The organism is Streptosporangium pseudovulgare (assembly GCF_014648055.1).
GTDB classification, from domain to species: Bacteria; Actinomycetota; Actinomycetes; order Streptosporangiales; family Streptosporangiaceae; genus Streptosporangium; species Streptosporangium pseudovulgare.
Genome location: NZ_BMQJ01000010.1, coordinates 207395 through 227059, shown reverse-complemented (window position 1 = coordinate 227059; position 19665 = coordinate 207395). Strand labels below are relative to the sequence as shown.

Annotated in this window: 16 protein-coding genes and 4 tRNA genes; 13 read left to right on the top strand and 7 right to left on the bottom strand. The window is 74.0% G+C overall.

The features are described from left to right. Positions 1 to 145: 145 nt before the first annotated feature. The gene (locus IEZ10_RS21070) at positions 146 to 331 is read left to right on the top strand and encodes a site-specific integrase (RefSeq protein WP_189248205.1); all 186 of its coding nucleotides are present in this window, start codon (positions 146 to 148) and stop codon (positions 329 to 331) included. Positions 332 to 398: 67 nt separating this feature from the next. Here the strand turns inward: IEZ10_RS21070 and IEZ10_RS21065 are convergent. Further along, a tRNA-Val gene (locus IEZ10_RS21065) sits at positions 399 to 470 on the bottom strand. A gap of 460 nt (positions 471 to 930) precedes the next feature. On the opposite strand from IEZ10_RS21065, the gene IEZ10_RS21060 reads away from it, so the two are divergent. Together IEZ10_RS21060 and IEZ10_RS21055 are read left to right on the top strand one after the other, a co-directional pair. Then, positions 931 to 1347 (top strand): SsgA family sporulation/cell division regulator, encoded by a 417-nt coding sequence (locus tag IEZ10_RS21060; RefSeq protein ID WP_179827758.1) that lies wholly within the window; start codon positions 931 to 933, stop codon positions 1345 to 1347. A 155-nt stretch (positions 1348 to 1502) separates the two neighbouring features. Continuing rightward, positions 1503 to 2909 (top strand): LVIVD repeat-containing protein, encoded by a 1407-nt coding sequence (locus IEZ10_RS21055; protein WP_189248204.1) that lies wholly within the window; start codon positions 1503 to 1505, stop codon positions 2907 to 2909. A gap of 145 nt (positions 2910 to 3054) precedes the next feature. Here the strand turns inward: IEZ10_RS21055 and IEZ10_RS21050 are convergent, their stop codons facing one another. From IEZ10_RS21050 to IEZ10_RS21040, 3 genes are read right to left on the bottom strand one after another with little or no spacing between them, the layout of a single operon-like run. After that, positions 3055 to 3885: an aminotransferase class IV gene (locus IEZ10_RS21050; RefSeq protein WP_189248203.1), complete on the bottom strand. Its 831-nt coding sequence runs from the start codon at positions 3883 to 3885 to the stop codon at positions 3055 to 3057. Then, on the bottom strand, positions 3885 to 4904 hold the full coding sequence (locus IEZ10_RS21045; protein ID WP_189248202.1) for a chorismate-binding protein: 1020 nt from the start codon (positions 4902 to 4904) through the stop codon (positions 3885 to 3887). The genes IEZ10_RS21050 and IEZ10_RS21045 overlap by 1 nt, the downstream gene beginning before the upstream one ends. A 4-nt stretch (positions 4905 to 4908) precedes the next feature. Beyond that, positions 4909 to 5829, bottom strand: coding sequence for a LysR family transcriptional regulator (locus IEZ10_RS21040; RefSeq protein WP_229811476.1), 921 nt, complete (start codon positions 5827 to 5829; stop codon positions 4909 to 4911). Positions 5830 to 5887: 58 nt separating this feature from the next. Between IEZ10_RS21040 and IEZ10_RS21035 the strand changes: the two genes are divergently transcribed. Continuing rightward, positions 5888 to 7261: an NAD(P)-binding domain-containing protein gene (locus IEZ10_RS21035; RefSeq protein WP_189248201.1), complete on the top strand. Its 1374-nt coding sequence runs from the start codon at positions 5888 to 5890 to the stop codon at positions 7259 to 7261. An 81-nt stretch (positions 7262 to 7342) separates the two neighbouring features. On the opposite strand, the gene hutH is transcribed toward IEZ10_RS21035, so the two are convergent. After that, a complete protein-coding gene (hutH, locus tag IEZ10_RS21030; protein ID WP_189248200.1) occupies positions 7343 to 8890 on the bottom strand; it encodes a histidine ammonia-lyase in 1548 nt (515 codons plus the stop codon). A gap of 236 nt (positions 8891 to 9126) precedes the next feature. On the opposite strand from hutH, the gene IEZ10_RS21025 reads away from it, so the two are divergent. The 4 genes from IEZ10_RS21025 (at position 9127) to IEZ10_RS21010 (ending at position 11146) form a co-directional block, all read left to right on the top strand. Beyond that, positions 9127 to 9198: transfer RNA gene (locus tag IEZ10_RS21025), tRNA-Gly, on the top strand. Between the two features lie 26 nt (positions 9199 to 9224). Beyond that, positions 9225 to 9295 (top strand) — tRNA-Cys (locus tag IEZ10_RS21020). 13 nt (positions 9296 to 9308) lie between these two features. Continuing rightward, positions 9309 to 9380 (top strand) — tRNA-Val (locus IEZ10_RS21015). Between the two features lie 362 nt (positions 9381 to 9742). Beyond that, positions 9743 to 11146: a hypothetical protein gene (locus IEZ10_RS21010; RefSeq protein ID WP_189248199.1), complete on the top strand. Its 1404-nt coding sequence runs from the start codon at positions 9743 to 9745 to the stop codon at positions 11144 to 11146. A 171-nt stretch (positions 11147 to 11317) separates the two neighbouring features. Here the strand turns inward: IEZ10_RS21010 and IEZ10_RS21005 are convergent, their stop codons facing one another. Continuing rightward, complete coding sequence (locus tag IEZ10_RS21005) at positions 11318 to 11911, bottom strand: TetR/AcrR family transcriptional regulator (protein WP_189248198.1); 594 nt, start codon at positions 11909 to 11911, stop codon at positions 11318 to 11320. Between the two features lie 64 nt (positions 11912 to 11975). Between IEZ10_RS21005 and ureA the strand changes: the two genes are divergently transcribed. The 4 genes from ureA to IEZ10_RS20985 all read left to right on the top strand — a co-directional run bounded on the left by ureA (position 11976) and on the right by IEZ10_RS20985 (position 17683). Continuing rightward, entirely contained in the window at positions 11976 to 12815 is an 840-nt protein-coding gene (ureA, locus tag IEZ10_RS21000; protein WP_229811475.1) for an urease subunit gamma, read from the top strand. Next, positions 12812 to 14461 carry an urease subunit alpha gene (locus IEZ10_RS20995; protein WP_179827743.1) on the top strand — a complete coding sequence of 550 codons (1650 nt, stop codon included), beginning with the start codon at positions 12812 to 12814 and terminating at the stop codon, positions 14459 to 14461. The genes ureA and IEZ10_RS20995 overlap by 4 nt, the downstream gene beginning before the upstream one ends. A 61-nt stretch (positions 14462 to 14522) precedes the next feature. Further along, the gene (locus IEZ10_RS20990) at positions 14523 to 15512 is read left to right on the top strand and encodes an agmatine deiminase family protein (RefSeq protein WP_189248295.1); all 990 of its coding nucleotides are present in this window, start codon (positions 14523 to 14525) and stop codon (positions 15510 to 15512) included. 332 nt (positions 15513 to 15844) lie between these two features. After that, a complete protein-coding gene (locus IEZ10_RS20985; protein ID WP_229811474.1) occupies positions 15845 to 17683 on the top strand; it encodes a tetratricopeptide repeat protein in 1839 nt (612 codons plus the stop codon). A 121-nt stretch (positions 17684 to 17804) separates the two neighbouring features. On the opposite strand, the gene IEZ10_RS20980 is transcribed toward IEZ10_RS20985, so the two are convergent. Beyond that, complete coding sequence (locus IEZ10_RS20980; RefSeq protein WP_189248196.1) at positions 17805 to 18959, bottom strand: phosphotransferase enzyme family protein; 1155 nt, start codon at positions 18957 to 18959, stop codon at positions 17805 to 17807. Between the two features lie 132 nt (positions 18960 to 19091). On the opposite strand from IEZ10_RS20980, the gene IEZ10_RS20975 reads away from it, so the two are divergent. Next, on the top strand, positions 19092 to 19517 hold the full coding sequence (locus IEZ10_RS20975; protein ID WP_189248195.1) for a GlcG/HbpS family heme-binding protein: 426 nt from the start codon (positions 19092 to 19094) through the stop codon (positions 19515 to 19517). The last annotated feature ends 148 nt before the right edge of the window (positions 19518 to 19665 follow it).

Below are 19665 nucleotides of genomic sequence, written 5' to 3'. Positions count from 1 at the left end.
GTGAGCACGAGAGTGGGTGATGGGATGCCTGGTGCGCCAGGTGTCACACGTGCCGTTTGTCCGCCATGTCGCGATTGCGACACCGGGCGGATCCGCCCGCGCGTCAGCGACTCGTGATCCCGGCGGGCGAGTGGGTTCCCGGGAGATGCGGCACGGCTTCCTGTCGCCGCCGCTCGACGGCGGGGTGCCCCTGGAGAGCATCTCGCGCCTGGTCGGCCACGGGAGCACGACCGTGACCGAGACGGTCTATCGCAGGCAGCTCCGGCCGGTGCCGCCGGAGGGCGCCGAGGCGATGGATCGCGTCTTCCCGAGGGGTGACGGCGGGACGTAGTCACCCGGTCGGTCACGCAGAAGATCAAAAAGGCCGCTTCCCGATTGGGAAGCGGCCTCTGAGCCGGTGGGCGATACTGGGATCGAACCAGTGACCTCTTCGGTGTGAACGAAGCGCTCTCCCGCTGAGCTAATCGCCCGCCCTGTCCGGCGCCTTGCGGTGCCGACGTGGAAAACCATACAGCACTCCCGGCGTTCTCGCGAAGCGAGCCCCGGGGGCGCCGGGTGATCGCGAGGGCGACACGATGACCGCCCAAAGATCGGAGGATGCGTCCACCGGGGGGCTACGGTGTCATAGCATCGTCCTAGTCCGAAGAAGCACTGAACCAGCCCAGGCTGACCCCCTATGCCCGAGACGCCCCGTCCAGGGAGTCGACGGTGACCAAAACGATACGCAAAACCCTTGTAAATATGGCCCTGTTGGAGATGTTTAGCCAGGTAGAGGCCCAAATGTCGCGCTGTGATGTGTGTTACAGAAGGGCCTGGAGGCGGAATCTTTCCTACAGGTTTCTTTGTTCCGCGTCATAGCTCGGGACACAGTCCGCCAGAGCAGTGAAAGCCCCGCAGAGGGGACCTACGACGAAAAAGGTTTGGCTGACGATGAACAGCTCCACCGTCTCCGCCGAGCTTGGCCTTCGGCTTGTGGTCCCCGACCGTACCACCGTCCCCCTGCTCGCCGGTCTCAGCTACACAGCCGATGACCCGTACGCGATCAGAATGGCATTCCATGTGGGAAACGACGAACCGGTCGAGTGGATCTTCGCCCGCGAGTTGCTGACCGTGGGCATCGTAAGGCGCGTCGGCGACGGCGACGTCCAGGTGTGGCCCGCGCGCGCCGACGGCGAGCGCACCCTGCACATCAGCCTCACCTCCCCGTTCGGACAGGCCCTGTTCGAGGTGCCGCTGGCTCCGCTGACGGAGTTCCTGCACCGCACCTACGAACTCGTGCCGGCCGGCCGGGAGGCCGACTTCATGGATCTCGACGCCGAGCTCAGCAACATGCTCTGGAGTTCCTGAACCTCTTCACCCGACGCCGTCCGACGCCCGCCGCAACGACGGCGGGCGCGTCGGGCCCCGCGTACGGCATGCGACGTACGGCTTCCGTTGCGATCTCCACGTACGGCGTGCTGCTCCCATAATGGGGCGAAGGCCGCCGACATGATGGGGACCCCGTGCGATCGACCGTGGTACTGGGACTGACCGCCCTCCTGCTCGCGGCGGGATGCGCCGCCGGCCCCGAACCCGCGGAACACGCGGAGTCCGCGACTCCCGGGGGATCCCGGGCCGCCTCGCCGGCGCGGACCCCCGGCGGCCCGGCGGCCGAGGATGTGGCGCACAGTCCCAACGTCACCCACGTGGCCAACGTCCCGCCCGCGGCGCCGTTCGACGGCCCCGAGTCATGGGGCACCGACCTGGCCTTCCAGGGTGACTACGCGTTCGCCGGCAACTACGACGGCTTCACCGTCTACGACATCGCGAACCCGGAAAGGCCCGCGGTGGTCAGCCGGGTGCTGTGCCCCGGCGCGCAGAACGACGTGTCGGTGCACGGCAACCTGCTGTTCCTGTCGATCGACTCCCCCCGCCGCGGACAGCGGTGCGACACCGACCCGGGCGCGACCCGGGTCGGCGAGGGGTGGGAGGGCATCCGGATCTTCGACATCACCGACAAGGCCCGTCCCGCCTTCGTCTCGGCGGTCCGCACCGAGTGCGGCTCCCACACCCACACCCTCGTGCCCGGAGACGACCCGGGGACCGTGTACCTCTACGTCTCCTCCCCCGGCCCCGAGCCGGACTCCCGGACCTGCCCGGCGCCGCACGACAGGTTCTCGGTGGTGGAGGTGCCGGTCGGGAGGCCGGCGGCGGCCAAGGTGGTCGCGCGGCCCCGGATCTCCGGCATCGAAGACGTGGATCACCCCGCGGGCTGCCACGACATCACGGTCTATCCGGAGAAGGACCTGGCGGCGGCGGCCTGCTTCGGAGACGGGTTCCTGCTGGACATCTCCGACCGCGTCCGCCCGAAGGTGCTCCAGCGGGTGCGCGACGAGGAGAACTTCGCGCTGTGGCACTCGGCCACCTTCGACAACGCCGCCGGCAAGGTGGTCTTCGGTGACGAGCTGGGCGGCGGCATCGTCGCCACCTGCGACGCCGGCACCCCGGCGAACCGTGGCGCCAGCGCCGTGTACGACGTCGTCGGCGGCCGGAGCCTCCGGCTCCGCTCCTACTTCAAGATCCCCCGCGAGCAGCGGCCCGGGGAGAACTGCGTCGCGCACAACGGATCGCTGCTGCCGGTCCCCGGCCGGGACGTCATGGTCCAGTCGTGGTACCAGGGCGGGGTGTCGATCTGGGACTTCACCGACGCGGCGCGACCGAGGGAGATCGGCTTCTTCGAGCGCGGCCCCCTCGGCGACGGCCGGGCGGGCGGCTCGTGGTCGGCCTACTACTACAACGGCCACATCTACTCCAGCGACATGACCCGGGGCCTGGACGTGCTCCGCGTCGACGACCCGCTGACCGACCCGGCGAGGAAGGTCAGGCTGGCGGAGCTGAACGCCCAGACCCAGGTGTCGTACGCGGAGTGACCGCGACCGGTCCCGGGGGCGCCGCCGTACGACCGGCGGCGCCCCCGGGGCGGAGCCTCCGGCCCGCGGGCGCGTCACGGCCGGGCCGCCGGAAGCGGCCCGGCGGCGGATCACGGGTCGGCGGCGGAAGCGGCCCGGCGGCGGATCACGGGTCGAGGTCGGCGGCGCCCCGCTCGGCGAAGACCCGCATCGCCTTGGCGGTGATCGGGCCCGGCGCGGCCGGGAGCACGGTCTGGTCGACCGCGCGGATGGGCTGGATGTCGCGGGTGGTGGAGGTCAGGAACGCCTCCTCGGCCTCGTAGAGGGCCGACAGCGGGACGTCCTCCTCGGTGCCGCCGCACCACTCCAGGGTGAGCGCCCGGGTGACCCCGGCCAGACAGCCGGAGGCCAGGGTGGGGGTGATCAGCCGCCCGTCGCGCACGATGAAGATGTTGCTCCCGGTGCCCTCGCAGAGGTTCCCGGCGAGGTTGGCGAAGATCGCCTCGCCGCCGCCCCGCGCCTTGGCGTAGAAGAGGGCCTTGGCGTTGTCGCCGTAAGAGGTGCTCTTCACCCCGGCGAGCGCGCCGCGCTCGTTGCGCGGCCAGGGCACGACGGTGACGTCGGCGGTGGCCGGGAAGGGCTTCTGCTCGCCGACGATCACCACGGCGGTGCAGCCCTGGTCGCCGCGGTCGGAGCCGAGCGGCCCGGGGCCGCTGGTGTAGGTGACGCGGATCCGGCCGAGCGGCCAGGCCGGGGCCTCGGCGAGGCACGCCCGCACGCCCTCGGCGATCGCGTCGGTGTCGGGCTCGGGCAGGTCCATGCGCCGCGCGGAGAGCCGGAGCCGGTCGAGGTGGCGGGTGAGCGCGAACGAGACGCCGTTCACGCATTTGATCGTCTCGAACACGCCGTCGCCGACCATCAGGCCGTGGTCGAAGACCGACACCGTGGCGCTGTCCGCCGGAACGAGTTTCCCGTTGAGCCATATGGGGGTGTTCATCAGTTTCCTCCTGAACCTGCCGAACCGGATGTGGAGGCGAGCGCGACCAGCCGCGCGGCCTTCAGCTCGGTCTCGTGCCATTCGCGTCGTGGATCGCTGCCCCAGGTGATGCCCGCGCCGGTGCCGAAGCGGATCTCACCGGAGGAGATCCAGAAAGTGCGGATGCCCACGGCCAGCGACGCCCGGTCCCGGTCGGCGTCGACCCAGCCCACGGCACCACAGTATGGCCCGCGCGGCTCGGGTTCGAGCTCATCGATGACACCGAGCGCGGTGGATTTCGGCGCGCCGGTCACCGAACCGGGCGGGAACGTCGCCGCCAGCAGCTCCGGCCAGCCGTACCCGGGGGCGAGCCGGGCCCGGACCGTGGAGACCAGGTGCACCAGGCCGGGGTGCTCCTCGACCTCGCACAGGGCCGGCACGGTGACCGAGCCGACCTCGGCGACCCGGCCCAGGTCGTTGCGGACCAGGTCGACGATCATCACGTTCTCGGCGCGGTCCTTCTCCAGCAGGTCGTCCGCGGTGACCCCGGTCCCCTTGATCGGCCTGGACTCGACCACGTCGCCGTCCCGCGACAGGTAGAGCTCCGGGGAGGCCGACACCACGCCGCGGCCGGGCAGGCACACCGTGGCGGCGTACGGGGCGGGGTTGCCCTCGGCCAGCCGTACGGCCAGCGCCAGCGGGTCCGCGTCCCCGGGCAGCGGCGCGGTCAGAACCCGGCACAGGTTCGCCTGGTAGACCTCGCCGCGCTCGATGCGGGCGCGGACGCGGCGCACCCCCTCCTCGTAGGCGGCCTGGTCGAGGGAGCTGCGCCAGGCCGAGGGGTCGGGGCCGCGCCAGGGGCGGCGGGGCGCGGGCAGCGGCGCGCGGCGGACGTCGTCGAACCGCGCGCAGGTGACCTTGCCCTCGTAGTCGAGCACGACGGCCCACCAGCCCTCGCCGTCGAGCGCGGACACGTCGGTGGTGACGTCGCGGAGCCGGGTGGCCAGGAATCCCCCGGCGTGGGCGAACGAGTCGTGCATGCGGCTATTGTCCCGCCGCCTCGGCGAGCAGGCGCACCAGTGCGCGGGCCGCGGGCAGGGGCGTGCGGGGCAGCGCGGTGGAGACCGTCCGGCGCGGGGCCGGCTCGCCGAGGGAGCGCAGCACCAGGCCGGCCGGTACGGCGGGCGCGGCCAGGGCGGGCACCAGGGTGACGCCGAGCCCCGCCGCGACGTACCCGAACTTGCCGGTCCACTCGGCGATCCTGAGCGTGGCGCGGGGGGCGAACCCGGCGCGGGCGCACGCCTGGGCGAGCATGGTCGTCCCGCCGGGCGACGGCGCCTCGATCCAGGTCTCCTCGCGCAGCTCGCGCAGGTCGACGGCCTCTCCCCCGGCTCCCCCGGCTCCCCCGGCCAGCCGGTGCCCGCGGGGCAGCGCGACCAGCAGCTCCTCCTCCACCAGCTCGGTGAGCTCCACGTCCTCGTCGTACGGCAGGCCGGCCGGGTAGTCGCTGACCACCGCGACGTCCAGCTCGCCCTCGCGCATCCGGCGCAGCAGGCCGCCACTGGGGCCCTCGACGGGGGTGAGGGCCACGTCGGGGAAGCGGTCGGCGAAGGCGCGCAGCGCACCGGGGACCAGCGCGACGTTGGCGGTGGCGAACGCGCCGACGCGCAGCGTGCCCCGGTGCCCGCCGTGGATGCCGGCGAGCTCCTCCTCGGCGCGGGCCAGCCGGTTCAGCACCACCCGGGCGTGGTGGTGCAGCGCCTGCCCGGCCGGGGTCAGCCGTACCCCTCGGGCGAGACGGTCGAACAGCGGGCCGCCCGCCCGCGCCTCCAGGGCGGCGATCCGCCGGGAGACCGCCGACTGGGTGTAGTTGAGCCGGGCCGCGGCCGCGGTGAACGAGCCGGTGGCCGCCACGGCGTCCAGCAGGCGCAGCGCGTCGGTGTCGAACACATTCCTCCTACGCATGGGTGACATGAAATGTAGTCGCTGGTGGAATGGCACGGGTCTCCGTACGGTGGCCCACATGATTGCTTTCCTCGGTCTGGGGCGCATGGGCGCCCCGATGGCCGGCCGCCTCGTCGCGGCCGGATACAAGGTCACGGTGTGGAACCGCACCTCCCGCGCGACGGAGGGCGCGACCGTCGCCGGCTCCCCCGCCGCCGCGGTGGCGGAGGCGGAGCTGGTGATCACCATGCTCAGCGACCCCGAGGCGGTCCGGCGGGTGCTCACCGAGGCGCTCCCCGGCCTGCGCCCGGGGACGCTGGTGGTGGAGATGTCCACGATCGGGCCGGAGGCGGTGGCCGGGCTCCGCGGGCTGCTCCCCGCGGAGGTGGGCCTGGTGGACGCGCCGGTGCTGGGCAGCGTGGAACCCGCGCGGGACGGCACGCTGACCGTGCTGGCCGGCGGCGCGCCGGAGGACCTGGCGCGCTGCCGCGAGGTGCTGGAGGTGTTCGGCCGGGTCCGGGAGGCGGGCGGGCCGGGCGCCGGGGCCGCGCTCAAGGTGGCGGTGATGAGCGCCCTGGTCCCGGCCCAGGTGCTGCTGGCCGAGACCCTGGCCCGCGCGGAGGCCGGCGGCGTGGACGCCGGCGCGCTGCTGGACGTGCTGGGCGGCACCCCGCTGGGCGGGCTCGTCGAGCGGGTACGGCCGGTGGTCGAGAACGGCCCGCCCGGGACGCGCTACGCCCTCGGACTGGCCGCCAAGGACCTGACGCTGGCCTCCCCCGGGGCGGGGACGATCGCGGCGGCGGCCCGGGACAGGCTGCTGGAGGCGGCCGCGGCGGGGCTGGGCGGCGCGGACCTGACGGCGGTCTTCGGCCATCTGCGGGCGGCCGGCCGTACGGAGGACGGCACGGCGGGCCGGGCGGATGCCGCCGGTCATGCGGAGAACCGTACGGCGGGCGGCGCGGACGGCGGTCGGGTGGACGACGGCGCGGCGGGCGGCGCGGACGCCGCCGGTCACGCGGAGGAGCGGGCCGGGACCGCCGGGGAGGCGGTGCGGAGCCGGGGCGTGGACAAGGTGAACCCCGCGTCGGTCCCGGCCACCAACGGCCGCTACTCGCACGCGACGAGGGCGGCGGGCCTGCTGTTCGTCTCCGGGCAGGTGGCGCTGGACGAGGAGGGACGGGTGGTCGGCGAGGACGACATGACCCGCCAGTCAGAGCACGTGATGGATCTGCTGGCGCGGATCCTCGCCGACCAGGGCTGCACGTTCGACGACGTCACCCACATCCGGACCCACCTGACCGACATGTCGCGGTTGCTGGAGTACGCGGCCGTCCGCGGCCGGTACATCACCGGTGAGCCCCCGGCCAGCACCACCGTGGAGGTGTCGCGGCTGTTCCAGCCGGGGCTGATGATCGAGGTGGAGGTGATCGCCGCCCTGCCCGCGGAGCGGTGACCGGCCCGCGGGACCACACGGGGCACGGCGGTCCGGGCGGCTCCTGACGGCCGTCCGCCGCCCGTCCCGGGGCGGCGGGGCTCAGGACAGGGGGCCGATGACCGCCTCGGCCGCCGTGACGACCGAGTTGTCGGCCACGAGCCGGACCGTCGACTCGATCTCCGGCGCGAGGAAGCGGTCGGGCCCGGGGCCGGAGACCGCCTGGCGCAGGCAGGCCACCACGGCGGCCGTGGCGGGGGCGGGCCGCAGGGGCGCCCGCAGGTCCAGCGCGCGGGCGGCGGTGAGGATCTCCACCGCCAGCACCCGGGTGAGGCCGTCCACCGACCGGCGCAGCTTGCGGGCGGCCGACCAGCCCATGGAGACGTGGTCCTCCTGCATCGCGGAGCTGGGGATGGAGTCCACACTCGCGGGCACGGCCAGGCGCTTGAGCTCGGAGACGATCGCCGCCTGGGTGTACTGGGCGATCATGTGGCCGGAGTCCACGCCGGGGTCGTCGGCCAGGAAGGCCGGCAGGCCGTGGCTGCGGGCGACGTCCAGCATGCGGTCGGTGCGGCGCTCGGAGATGCTCGCCATGTCCGCGGCGGCGATGGCCAGGAAGTCCAGCACGTAGCCGACGGGGGCGCCGTGGAAGTTGCCGTTGGACTCCACCCGGCCGTCGGCCAGGACCGCCGGGTTGTCGATCGCCGAGGCCAGCTCCCGGGCGGCGACCGACGCGGCGTGCGCCAGGGTGTCGCGCGCGGCCCCTGCGACCTGCGGGGCGCAGCGCAGGGAGTAGGCGTCCTGGACGCGGGTGCAGGTGCCGTCCCGGTGGGAGTCCATGATCTGCGAGTCGGCCAGCAGCGCGCGGAGGTTGGCGGCGCTGGCCGCCTGACCGGGGTGCGGGCGCAGGGCCTGCAGGTCGGCGGCGAAGACGCGGTCGGTGCCGAGCAGCGCCTCGATGCTCATGGCGGCGCCGATGTCGGCGACGCGGAACAGCCGGGCGAGGTCGTCCATGGCCAGGATCAGCATGCCGAGCATGCCGTCGGTGCCGTTGACCAGGGCGAGGCCCTCCTTGGCGGCCAGCTCCACCGGCTCGATGCCCGCCTGCTTCAGCGCCTCGGCGGCGTCCGTCAGCTGCCCGGAGGCGTCGCGGACGACGCCCTCGCCCATGATCGTGAGCGCCACGTGGGAGAGCGGGGCCAGGTCGCCGGAGCAGCCGAGGCTGCCGTACTCGTGGACCACGGGGGTGATGCCGGCGTTGAGCAGGTCCTGGAGCGTCTTGGCGGTCTTCGGGCGCACGCCGGTGTGGCCGGTGGCCAGGGTGCGCAGGCGCAGCAGCATCAGCGCCCGGGTGACCTCGGTCTCCACCTCGGGCCCCGACCCGGCGGCGTGCGAGCGGATCAGGGAGCGCTGGAGCCGGGCGCGCAGCGAGGGCTCGATGTGCCGGGTGGCGAGGGCGCCGAAGCCGGTGGAGACGCCGTAGGCCGGGACGGGGCTCTCGGCCAGCTCGTCCACCCGGGTGCGGGCCGCGGCCACGGCCGCCACGGCGTCGTCGGTCAGGCGCACCGTCGCCCCGTGCCGGGCCACTTTGACGACGTCGTCGAAGCTCAGCGGCTCCGTTCCGACGTTCACGACCTCGTTGTCGCGCATGGTGTCACTCTCTCGCGGTGGATTGTAACTGGCGTATGTGATGTTAGACCCTTACAGGCGGTGTGGCCGCCCCGCCATCGTCGCCCGGTTCACCGCCTTTCACCACTCGCCGGAGTGCCTCATTCAGGGGGCCGGAAGGCCCTCTTTCCGGGGCCCCGGCGCGTTCCGGTTTGGGGAGTCGGCCGCCATTCGCTAGAGTTCTACCCGTGAGACCGGGCGTCGCCCCGGAATCGCACGCGGAAGTGGCTCAGTGGTAGAGCATCACCTTGCCAAGGTGAGGGTCGCGGGTTCGAATCCCGTCTTCCGCTCGGAAGGGGGCCGTGCGCCCTCACTCGGTGGAGTGGCCGAGAGGCGAGGCAACGGCCTGCAAAGCCGTGTACACGGGTTCAAATCCCGTCTCCACCTCTGGCTTCGACGCGGACGATTAGCTCAGCGGGAGAGCGCTTCCCTGACACGGAAGAGGTCACTGGTTCAATCCCAGTATCGTCCACTCAAGAGATCCCAGGCCGACGGCCTGGGATTTTCTGCTTTCCGGGGCCGTACCGCGCCGCGGCGGGCGCCCCGGCCCCGTCGCCGAAGGTGATCCGCCGGTCCGTGGGTCCCGGCCGATTCACCGTTGCGGTCGCGGTCTCCGTGGGTCATCATGACGATCATGATCTACAGGAAGGGCGGCCACCGCCCCGGCCGGTGAACCCCGGCATGCGGAAGCCGGGCGACGATCCCATCGAGGACCGCCCCACGCTTCTCGCTCACGCACTCGAGATGTCCGTCCGGTACGGCCCGGGCCCGTGGCCCGCGGACGCCCACCGACTGCCCGACGACCCCCCTCCCCCCGACGACGATCATCCGATCATGACCAGCGTCGTCCTGGACGGGATCAGAACCCACCACTTCGGCGTCAGCCCTGACGTGGACGCCGTCACCGAGGTCATGGGCCTGCTCGGCGCGCTCACCTCGGACGAACCCTTCCGCGCCGGCCTCGTGCGACTGCACGAGCTGCTCGCCGGCGTCTCCGCCCTCACCGTCGCCGACGGCCTCGTCCACCGGCTCCGGCAGGGGACCCTTCCCGCGGAGCGGGTCCGCTGGGTCGGGCGGCACCTGGCCGAGCACGGCACCCGCCGCGAGGCGGTCAAGACCGGCCTGGTGCTGCTGGGCGCCTGCGGGGACGAACGCGACCGCGACCTGCTGCTCCTGCTCGGCACCCTGGAGGAGTTCACCCTGTACGCGGCGGTCGCGCTCGATCGTACCCTGCCCGACGGGCGGCGGGCCGTGTACGACCTGGCCCGCCGCGTACGGGGCTGGGGCCGCATCCACGCGGTCGAGCGGCTCAGGGGATGCGACGATCCGGAGATCAGGGACTGGCTGCTGCGGGACGGCTTCCGCAACGAGATCATGGACGAGTATCTCGCCCACATCGCCGCCACCACCGGCGGCCTGTACTCCGCCCTGAACGTGCCGGAGGTCGACGACGCCCTGCTCGACGGCGCAGGGGGGATCCTGGCCGCGCTGGCGGCCGGCGGCCCGGCCGAGGACATGGCGGACTATGGCGACGCCGTACCGGCCCTGGGCCGCTTCGCCTTCCTGGCGGCCGACCGGCCCGCCACGCTCGGCAGGCTGGACAGCCTGCTGAGCATCCTGGCCTTCCTCCGCGACCCCGGCGACGATCGTTCCTGGCCGGCTGAGGAGCTTCGACGCCTCCGCCTGCGTTACGAGGAACTGGCCGCCGAGCCGCGATGGGGTGACCTGGTACGGGCCCACCTGGCCGATCCGCGCCGTACGGACTTCGACCGCGCGCTGTGGGCGGCGGAGAGGCTGGCACTGCCGGTCCTCCCGCTGCTGACCGCCCGTCTCGAGGTCGAGCCGCTGGACGAGTCCACCTGGCACCACGCCGTCCGCCTCGCCGGCCCGCGGGAGATCGAAGGGCTCTGCCACCTGGCCGAGCGGCTGCTCCCGTTGCCGGACCCGGCCGGAGGGCCCGCCGACCGTTTCGGCCTCGGCGCGGAGTTCGCGCCGGATCGGGCTCTGGAGGATGTCGTGAACGGGCTCGGCACCTTTCCCGGCACCGGGCTGCCGCTGATCCTCGCGGCGCTGCGCAGCCGGGTCACCCGGGTCCGGCGCGCGGCCCTGGCCACGCTGGCCGCCTGGCCGGCGGCGGCCGTACCGGACGAGGCCCTGGACCGGGTACGGCGGGCGATGGCGGTCGAACCCCACGAGGAGACCCGGGTGGAGATGGCCTCCTTCCTGGGGGACCGGTGACCGGGGACCGCTCTCCCCCTCCCCGCGGCGGCGAGCCTGAAGATCAGCGCCTTCGCGGTCGGCTCGGCGGTCGCCGGGCCGCTCGCCGAGCACTCGGTGCCGGCGGCCCTGCTGACCGGCGCCGGGGTGCAGCTCCTGGCCGCCCTGGCCTACCTGCCGTCGGGCCCGCGCTCAGGGCAGCAGCTCCCGGGAGATCGCCCGCATGGCCTGCTCGTGGGCCCACCCGGCGTCGCGGCCGGGCAGCCCGAGCAACACGTCGCCCGCGAGACTGTCCATGATCCGGCAGATCCGCCCGGCGAAGTCCTCCGGGTCGTCCAGCGGGCGGAACACCCCCTCCCCCGCTCCCCGGACCGCGAGGGCGGCCAGCTCGCGGACCCAGGTGCCGGTGAAGGAGGCGATCCTGGTCAGCGTCTCCTCGTCCCGGGGCGGCTGGGCGACGACCTGGGCCCACAGCCGCCAGCGGACGTCGCCCGCGCCGCCGGGGAGATACAGCTCCACCAGCCGCCGGACCGCCTCGCGCGGGTCGGCGACGGCCGCGAGCTCGGCCGCGCAGCGCTCGGCCAGCTCGTCCTCGCTGAGCAGGAGGGTCGAGACGAGCAGCCGGTCACGCCTGCCGAAGTAGTACATGACGTGGCCGCTGCTCATGCCGGCCCGCTCGGCGATGTCGCGGACCCGCAGCCGCTCCGGCCCCACCTCGTCGATCGCCTGCAGTGCCGCCCGCAGCACATGGGCTCGCACATCGGGGCGCGCCGGCTTCGCAGTCATGACTCATCACCGTACCTGTTTAGAATGCCGTTCTAAGTTTGAAATCCGTTCTAAAGGAGATCGCGTGCGGCTGACACCGACGGAACGCGACCGGCTCCTGCTGTTCGGCGCGGCGGAGCTGGCGCGGGCGAGGAGGGCCAGGGGCCTGCGGCTCAACGTGCCGGAGGCCACCGCGCTGATCGCCGACACGGTCTGCGAGGCCGCCCGCGACGGCGCCCGGCTGGCCGAGGCCGTCGCGGCGGGACGCGCCGTGCTGGGCCCGGACGACGTGCTGCCCGGGGTCGCCGACGTCGTCACCGAGGTGATGGTCGAGGCGGTCTTCGACGACGGCACCCGGCTGGCCGTGGTGACGGACCCGTTCGGCGGCGGCTCCCTCGGGGACGAGGCCCCCGGCGCGGTCGTCGAGGCGCCCCGGGAACCCGTGGCCGAGGAGGACGCCGTCGAGGTCGAGGTGGTCAACACCGCGACCGTACCGATCAGCGTCACCTCGCACTTCCACTTCTTCGAGGTCAACCCGCGGCTGCGGTTCGACCGGGCGGCGGCCTACGGGCGGCGTCTGGCCGTGCCCGCGGGCTCGACCGTGCGCTTCGACCCGGGCGAGGGCCGTACGGTCCGGCTGGTGCCCATCGGCGGCGCGCGGGTGGCGATCGGGTTCGCCGGGCTGGTGGACGGGCCGCTGGACGCGCCCGGCGCCTTCGAGCGGGCCATGGACAAGGCACGGGCCTGCGGGTATCTCGACGGCGAGGGGCCGGGCGCGGGCGGCACCGTACGTCCGGGACCGGCCGGGGACGGCGGCGCCGTACATCCGGGACCGGCCGGGGACGGCGGCACCGTACATCCGGGACCGACGGGAACAGCGGGAACGGCGGGAACGGCGGGAACGGACGAGGAGGGCGACAGGTGAGCGTGTACGGCCCGCGCAGGGGCGACCGGGTCAGGCTGGGCGACTCCGGCCTGGTGGTGGAGGTCGAGCACGACGCCCACCGGCCCGGGGACGAGTTCATCGCCGGGTTCGCCAAGACGGCGCGCGACGGGCTGCACCTCAAGGCCGCCTCGGTCCGCGACACCTGTGACCTGGTGATCAGCAACGTTCTGATCCTGGACCCGTTCCTCGGCGTGCGGACCGCCTCGATCGGCGTCCGGGAGGGGCGCATCCACGCGATCGGCCGGGCGGGCAACCCCGACACCCTCGACGGCGTGGACGTGGTGGTCGGCACCGGCACCGCGATCGTGTCCGGTGAGGGGCTGATCGCCACGGCCGGGGCGATCGACACCCACGTGCACCTGCTCAGCCCGCGCATCATGGAGGCGTCCCTGGCCTCCGGCGTCACCACGATCATCGGCCAGGAGTTCGGGCCGGTCTGGGGCGTCGGGGTGAACTCGCCCTGGGCGCTGCGCCACGCGTTCAACGCCTTCGACGCCTGGCCGGTGAACATCGGGTTCCTGGCACGCGGCTCGTCCTCCGGCGCGGCCCCGCTGGTGGAGGCCCTCGCCGAGGGCGGCGCGAGCGGCTTCAAGGTGCACGAGGACATGGGGGCGCACACCCGGGCGCTGGACACCGCACTGCGGGTCGCCGAGGAGCACGACGTGCAGGTGGCCCTGCACACCGACGGCCTGAACGAGTGCCTGTCGGTGGAGGACACCCTGGCCGTGCTCGACGGTCGCACGATCCACGCCTTCCACATCGAGGGCTGCGGCGGCGGCCACGTGCCGAACGTGCTGCGGCTGGCCGGCGTTCCCAACGTCATCGGCTCCTCCACCAACCCGACGCTGCCCTTCGGCCGTGACGCGGTCGCCGAGCACCACGGGATGATCGTCTCGGTGCACGGCCTGCGGCCCGAGCTGCCCGGGGACGCCGCGCTGGCCAGGGACCGGATCCGGGCCGGCACGATGGGGGCCGAGGACGTGCTGCACGACCTCGGGGTCATCGGCATCACCTCCTCCGACGCCCAGGGCATGGGCCGGGCGGGTGAGACGGTGCGCCGGACGTTCGCCATGGCGGGGAAGATGAAGGCCGAGCTGGGCGCCCCGGAGCGGCACGACAACGAGCGGGTGCTGCGCTACCTCGCCAAGCTGACGATCAACCCGGCCATCGCGCACGGCCTGGCGCACGAGGTCGGCTCGCTGGAGCCGGGCAAGCTGGCCGACATCGTGCTGTGGCGGCCCGACCACTTCGGCGCCAAGCCGCAGCTCGTGCTGAAGGCCGGCTTCCCCGCCTACGGCGTCACCGGCGACCCGAACGCCTCCACCGACATCTGCGAGCCGCTGGTGCTGGGTCCGCAGTTCGGCGCGCACGGCGCGACCGCCGCCGACCTTTCGGTGGCATTCGTCAGCCGGGCCGCCGTCGAGGCCGGCGACGACCGCATGACCACCCGCCGCCGCCGGGTCGCCGTACGCGGCACCCGCGGCATCGGCCCCGCCGACCTGGTGCGCAACGCGCGCCTCGGCGAGGTGCGGGTGGACGCGGCCGGCCTGGTCACCCTCGACGGAGAGCCGGTGCGCTCGGAGCCCGCCGAGTCGGTCTCCCTGAGCCGCCTGTACTTCCTCTGACCGCCCCGCACCTCCCCCGACCGCCCCGCACCTCCCCCGAAGGAGCCCCGCTTTGTTCTTCATGCCGCCGGAGTGGCACCCGCACGAGCGCACCTGGATGTCCTGGCCGGTGCCCGGCTACACCCTCGACGCCGGCGCCGAGGCCGCCCACCGCGCCTGGTCGGCCGTGGCCAACACGATCGTCCGCTACGAGCCCGTCACGATGGTGGTCGATCCCGGCGAGCGGGAGTCCGCCGCCCGGTGGCTGGCCCCGGAGGTCGAGGTGATGGAGCAGCCGCTGGACGACTGCTGGATGCGCGACAACGGCCCGACCTTCCTCGTGGACGGCGCCGGCGGCCTGGCCGGGGTGGACTGGACCTTCAACGGCTGGGGCTGGCACGCCCACGCCAAGGACGACCTGGTGGCGGCGGCCGTGCTGGAGCGCGCGGGCGCGACGCGGTTCCGTTCGGAGATGGTCAACGAGGGCGGCGGCATCCACGTCGACGGGGAGGGCACGGTCATCGTCACCGAGACCGTCCAGCTCGGCGAGAGGCGCAACCCCGGCTGGACCAGGGAGCGGGTCGAGGCCGAGCTGCGCGACCGGATCGGCGCGCGGAAGGTGATCTGGCTGCCGCGCGGCCTGACCGCCGACTACGGCCGGTACGGCACCAGCGGCCACGTGGACCTGCTGGCCTGCTTCGCCCGCCCCGGTCTGGCGCTCTGCCACGTCCAGCCCGACCCGGACCACCCCGACCACGAGGTGACCCGGGAGAACCTGCGGATCCTGCGGTCGGCGACCGACGCCCGGGGCCGGGCGCTGGAGGTCGTCGAGCTGCCCGCCCCGGAGACCCGCGAGGTGGACGGCGAGCTCGTCGACTACTCCTACATCAACCACTACCTGGCCAACGGCCTGGCGCTGCTGTGCTCGTTCGGCGACCCGCGCGACGCCGCGGCGGCGGAGGTGTTCGCCCGGCTCTTCCCCGGGCGCGCCATCGAGACCGTGGACGCCCGGCCCATCTTCGCCCTCGGCGGCGGGATCCACTGCATCACCCAGCAGCAGCCGCGGCCGTGAGCGGTGGAACCTTCCATGGGTCTTTTGTCCAGTGGGTGTCCTGATCCGGCCACCATAGGAAAAAGATCTTGTCAGCCTCGGTGATCAGTGCGAATACTTGCGGTTTGTTCTTGTCATCGAGGAAGGTCCGCGCAATGAAACCCATCATTGTTCACAAGTCCGGCACAGTGGCGCTGACGGGGGCCGCCAGCCCCAAGCACGTAGGCTGACGCCAGGAAAATCCGGAAAACGCGGAACCGGTGCCCAGCGATGGGTGCCGGTTCCTGGAGAACGCGCAGAGGAGAACGGTGAGCCGGGGACAGTCACCGCCGGGGAACGCGCCCCTTCCCCCATTGCTCCTTCCCCCCGTCGACGCCGACCGGCGCCTGCGCGGGCCGTACACCGCCGGGGGCGCGATCGTCGCCGCGCTGGTGCCCGCCGCCCGGCCGGAGCTGGTCGCCCGCTACGACATCGAGCTGCGGGCCATGGCGCCCGACATGGGCGGGCTGATCCCGGAGAGGCGCCGGTCGCTCGCCGCCGACCTGCCGCGGGCCGAGCGGATCCTGGTCCACGCGCCCCGGCGCACGCTGCGGCTGGCCAACGGGTTCGCCGAGTTCGTCCGCGAGCACCTGGCGGAGACCGGGCCGCGCACGCTCGTGGTGGAGAACGTCCACCTGGCCGACCCCACGGACCGGGAACTGCTGTCGGTGCTGCGGCGGCGGATCGACCCCGGGCTGCTGGCCGTCATGACCGGCGAGCACGCCGGGCCCGGTGAGGCCGCTGAGGCCGTCGGGGCCGTTGAGGCCACTGAGACCGGGGAGGCCCTCACCCCCGCCGAGCACGACGCCCGCGCCGACGAGCTGGAGCGGGAGGGGACCGTAGGCGCCCGGCTCGGCGCGATCCCCTACCACCGCGAGCGCGGCACCGACCCGCGCCGGGCGGTGGAGGCGCTGCGGTTCGCGGTCCAGTGGTGCCTGGACGCCGGCTGCCACGACGCGGTGGCCGAACTGGGCGCCCGCGCGCTGGCGCTGGCCGACCCGGCCGCCGAGCCGGACGTCTGGTGGCGTTTCCTGCACAGCACCGCGACCGCGCTCGGCGCGCTGAACCGCGAGGAGGAGGCCGAGGCCCTGTTCGACCGGGCCAGGCGCGAGAGCGTCTCCCCCGCCGTCCACGCGGCCGCCGCCTACTCCACCGCGATGCTGAAGGTCCGCCACCACGATCCGGCGCGCCGCGACCCGGAGGCCGCGCTGGCCTGGGTCAACCAGGCGATCGCCATCTCCACGCTGCTGCCCGACCCGCGCGAGCGGGCTTTCAAGCTCGGCTTCGACCTCAACGGCCGGGCCCTGGTGGAGGTACGGCTCGGCCGCCCGGCCAGGGCCCTGGAGCTGGTCCAGGAGGCCGTCGAGCTGGCCGAGCGCGACCTCGGGCCGGACGGGCACCCGATCCACCGGCTGGTGCTGCTGGCCAACCGGGCCCAGCTCGCCGTGCTGCTGGGCCGCCCGGAGGAGGCGCTCAAGGACCTCGACGCGGTGATCGCGGCCGACCCCGGCTACCCCGACTACTACATCGACCGGGGCAACCTGCTGCACCGGCTGGGCCGGGCGGAGGACGCGGTCGCCGACTACGAGACGGCGATGCGGGCCGGCCCGCCGTTCCCCGAGCCCTACTACAACCGTGCCGAGATCCGCTTCGCCGCCGGCGACCACCGCGGCGCCCTCGCAGACCTGGACCACGCGCTGGAGCTGGACCCGGGGTTCGTGGACGCGCTGGCCAACCGGGCCGGGCTGCTGGCCGCGATCGGCGAGTACGGCGGGGCCCGTGCCGACGTCGAGGCCGGACTCGCGATCGACCCGGGCAATCCGTACCTGCTGTGCGCGCTGGGGCAGGTCGAGGCGGCCGAAGGGCGGCCGGACCGGGCGCGGGCCGCGTTCGACGGCGCCCTGGAGCGGGCGCCGTCGCTGGCGGCGGCGTGGGCCGGGCGGGGGGCGCTGGCGTTCGAGACCGGCGACCCCGCGGGCGCGGTCGCCGACTTCACCCGCGCGCTGGAGTCGGGGGACGACCCCGCGCTGCTGTACAACCGGGCGATGGCTCTGCGCGCCGCGGGCCGTGCCGGGGAGGCGTCCGCCGACCTGCGGCGCGCCCTCGAACTGGCGCCGGACGACGAGGACATCCGCCGGGAGCTGGCGGGCTGACGGCCCCGGCGGTCCGGCCCCCGCGGCGGGGCCGGGCCGTGACCGGCCGCCGGAACCGGTGGCGGTCGGCCGTGACCGGCGGTGGCCGGAACCCACGGCGGCCGATGGCGGCCGGCGGCGGTCAGCCGGGCGCGCCGCCGAGGTAGCGCTCGGCCAGCTCGCAGGTCCCCCGGGTGTAGCCCGCGCCCAGCTCGGCGGCGATGTCCACCCCGGAGTGGGTGCCGATCCAGGCGACCAGCAGCAGGCGGCGGAACATGACGAAGGTCCAGATCTCCGCCTCGTCCCCGGCCGGCAGGCGCAGCACGCCCCGGTAGCCGCGCAGCCAGGAGGCGATCATCTCGGGGACCAGCGGGTCGTGCTCGATGAAGCTGAGCGCGGCGGCCAGGTCGTACAGGTACCAGCCGAAGCCGCAGTCGTCGAAGTCGATGACGCTGGGCGGCCCGTCGCCGGTCACCAGCAGGTTGGCCAGGCGCAGGTCGGCGTGGATCAGGCCGTAGCGGTCCGGGCCCCGGCCGAACCGGCGCAGCCTGTGGCGCAGCTCCGCGTCGAGCCGCCCCAGCACGGCGCGCGCCTCGGCGTCCACCCCGGGGCCGTCCTGCCAGCGGCCCCAGCGCGACTCGGCGCCCAGCGCGGCGGCGTGGTCCCAGTGGAAGCGGGTGAAGCCCGCCGGGCGCCGCCAGGCGCGCGCGTGCCGGTGCATCCGCGCGGTGACCGCGCCGAGCCGCTCGAACCCGGCCACCAGGCGGTCCCGCGGCGGCTCGGCGCCGGGCAGGAACTCGAACCGCACGCAGGCGCGGGGCGGCTCGCCGGGGACGGTCAGCACCCTGGAGCCGTCGAGGGCGGGAAGCACCCGGGGGGTGCGGACCCCCGCCTCCTCGCGGAGCGCCTCCAGCCAGGCCAGCTCGGAGCGGATCGCCGCGGCGGAGTGGTAGCCGGAGCGGTGCACCCGCAGGATCGACCGCTCTCCCGTGTCGGGGTCGTCCAGCCGGAAGGTGGCGTTCTCCGACACGTTGATCAGCGTGATCCCGGCGCGGGGCATCCCGTGGAGCCGCGCCGCCTCGCGGGCGGCCCGGTGCGCGGCGGCCAGCGCCCCGCCGCCGGCCGACAGGTCGTGGACCCGCGTCGGCCCGTCCGGGTACGGCGGGCCGTCGGCCGCCGGCGGGCCGGGAACCCGCGCCGATCCGCCCGGCCGCGCCGCGAGGAGGCCGGCCGGGGCGTCCGGGCCGACCGGGACGGCCGGTGCGGCGTCCGGGTACGGCGGGCGGCCGTCGCGCATGGGTCCTCCCTGGCAGTGCGCGGGGGCCGCGCGGCGAAGGCTTCGAATCCCGTATGGGATCTTGCACCGCCGGGCGGCGGCGGATACAAACCGAATTGTCCCGCAAAAGGGTGCCATGGCCGAAGGAGCCCGGTGAACATCGAACTCGCGCTGCGGATGTGTGAGGCGTCGGTTCGGCAGGCCGCGCGGGAGGGCGCCCTCGTCTCGGTGGCCGTGGTGGACGCGGGCGGCCACCTGGTGGCCTTCCAGCGCATGGACGGGGCGGAGATCGCCGGGGTGACGCTGGCCCCGGGCAAGGCGTACACCGCGGTGGCGCACCGGATGACCACCGCCGACCTGGCCCGCCTGGTCCGGCCCGGCGGGGAGCTGTACGGCCTCCCCGGGGACAGGTACGTCTGCTTCGGCGGCGGCGTGCCGCTGCGCCACCCCGGCGAGGAGCGGCGGGTGGCCGGGGCGGTCGGGGTCAGCGGCGGCACCGTCGCCCAGGACGTGGCGTGCGCCGAGGCCGCCGCCGCGCTCTGGGACGGCGTCCAGCTATTCCGAAAAAGGGATATATAGCCATTAATAGCTTCCAGGGCTTTTTTCGGAAACTGACTAGCGATGCGGGCTGAAGCCCTTTTTGTCGCTCCACTTTTGTCATTCGATTAACTCTCACGCACTGCCCCTGACGAATGGCCGGGTAAGCCCCGGATCGGCCGTCCGTCCG

Coding starts and splice junctions, on each gene's coding strand:
- IEZ10_RS21045 (WP_189248202.1), bottom strand. CDS start 4,904: ATGCACGACTCGTTCGCCCACGCCGGGGGATTCCTGGCCACCCGGCTC.
- IEZ10_RS20990 (WP_189248295.1), top strand. CDS start 14,523: ATGCCGCCGGAGTGGCACCCGCACGAGCGCACCTGGATGTCCTGGCCG.
- IEZ10_RS21035 (WP_189248201.1), top strand. CDS start 5,888: ATGATTGCTTTCCTCGGTCTGGGGCGCATGGGCGCCCCGATGGCCGGC.
- IEZ10_RS21010 (WP_189248199.1), top strand. CDS start 9,743: ATGACCAGCGTCGTCCTGGACGGGATCAGAACCCACCACTTCGGCGTC.
- IEZ10_RS21040 (WP_229811476.1), bottom strand. CDS start 5,829: ATGCGTAGGAGGAATGTGTTCGACACCGACGCGCTGCGCCTGCTGGAC.
- IEZ10_RS21060 (WP_179827758.1), top strand. CDS start 931: ATGAACAGCTCCACCGTCTCCGCCGAGCTTGGCCTTCGGCTTGTGGTC.
- IEZ10_RS20980 (WP_189248196.1), bottom strand. CDS start 18,959: ATGCGCGACGGCCGCCCGCCGTACCCGGACGCCGCACCGGCCGTCCCG.
- IEZ10_RS21070 (WP_189248205.1), top strand. CDS start 146: ATGCGGCACGGCTTCCTGTCGCCGCCGCTCGACGGCGGGGTGCCCCTG.
- IEZ10_RS21050 (WP_189248203.1), bottom strand. CDS start 3,885: ATGAACACCCCCATATGGCTCAACGGGAAACTCGTTCCGGCGGACAGC.
- IEZ10_RS21005 (WP_189248198.1), bottom strand. CDS start 11,911: ATGACTGCGAAGCCGGCGCGCCCCGATGTGCGAGCCCATGTGCTGCGG.
- hutH (WP_189248200.1), bottom strand. CDS start 8,890: ATGCGCGACAACGAGGTCGTGAACGTCGGAACGGAGCCGCTGAGCTTC.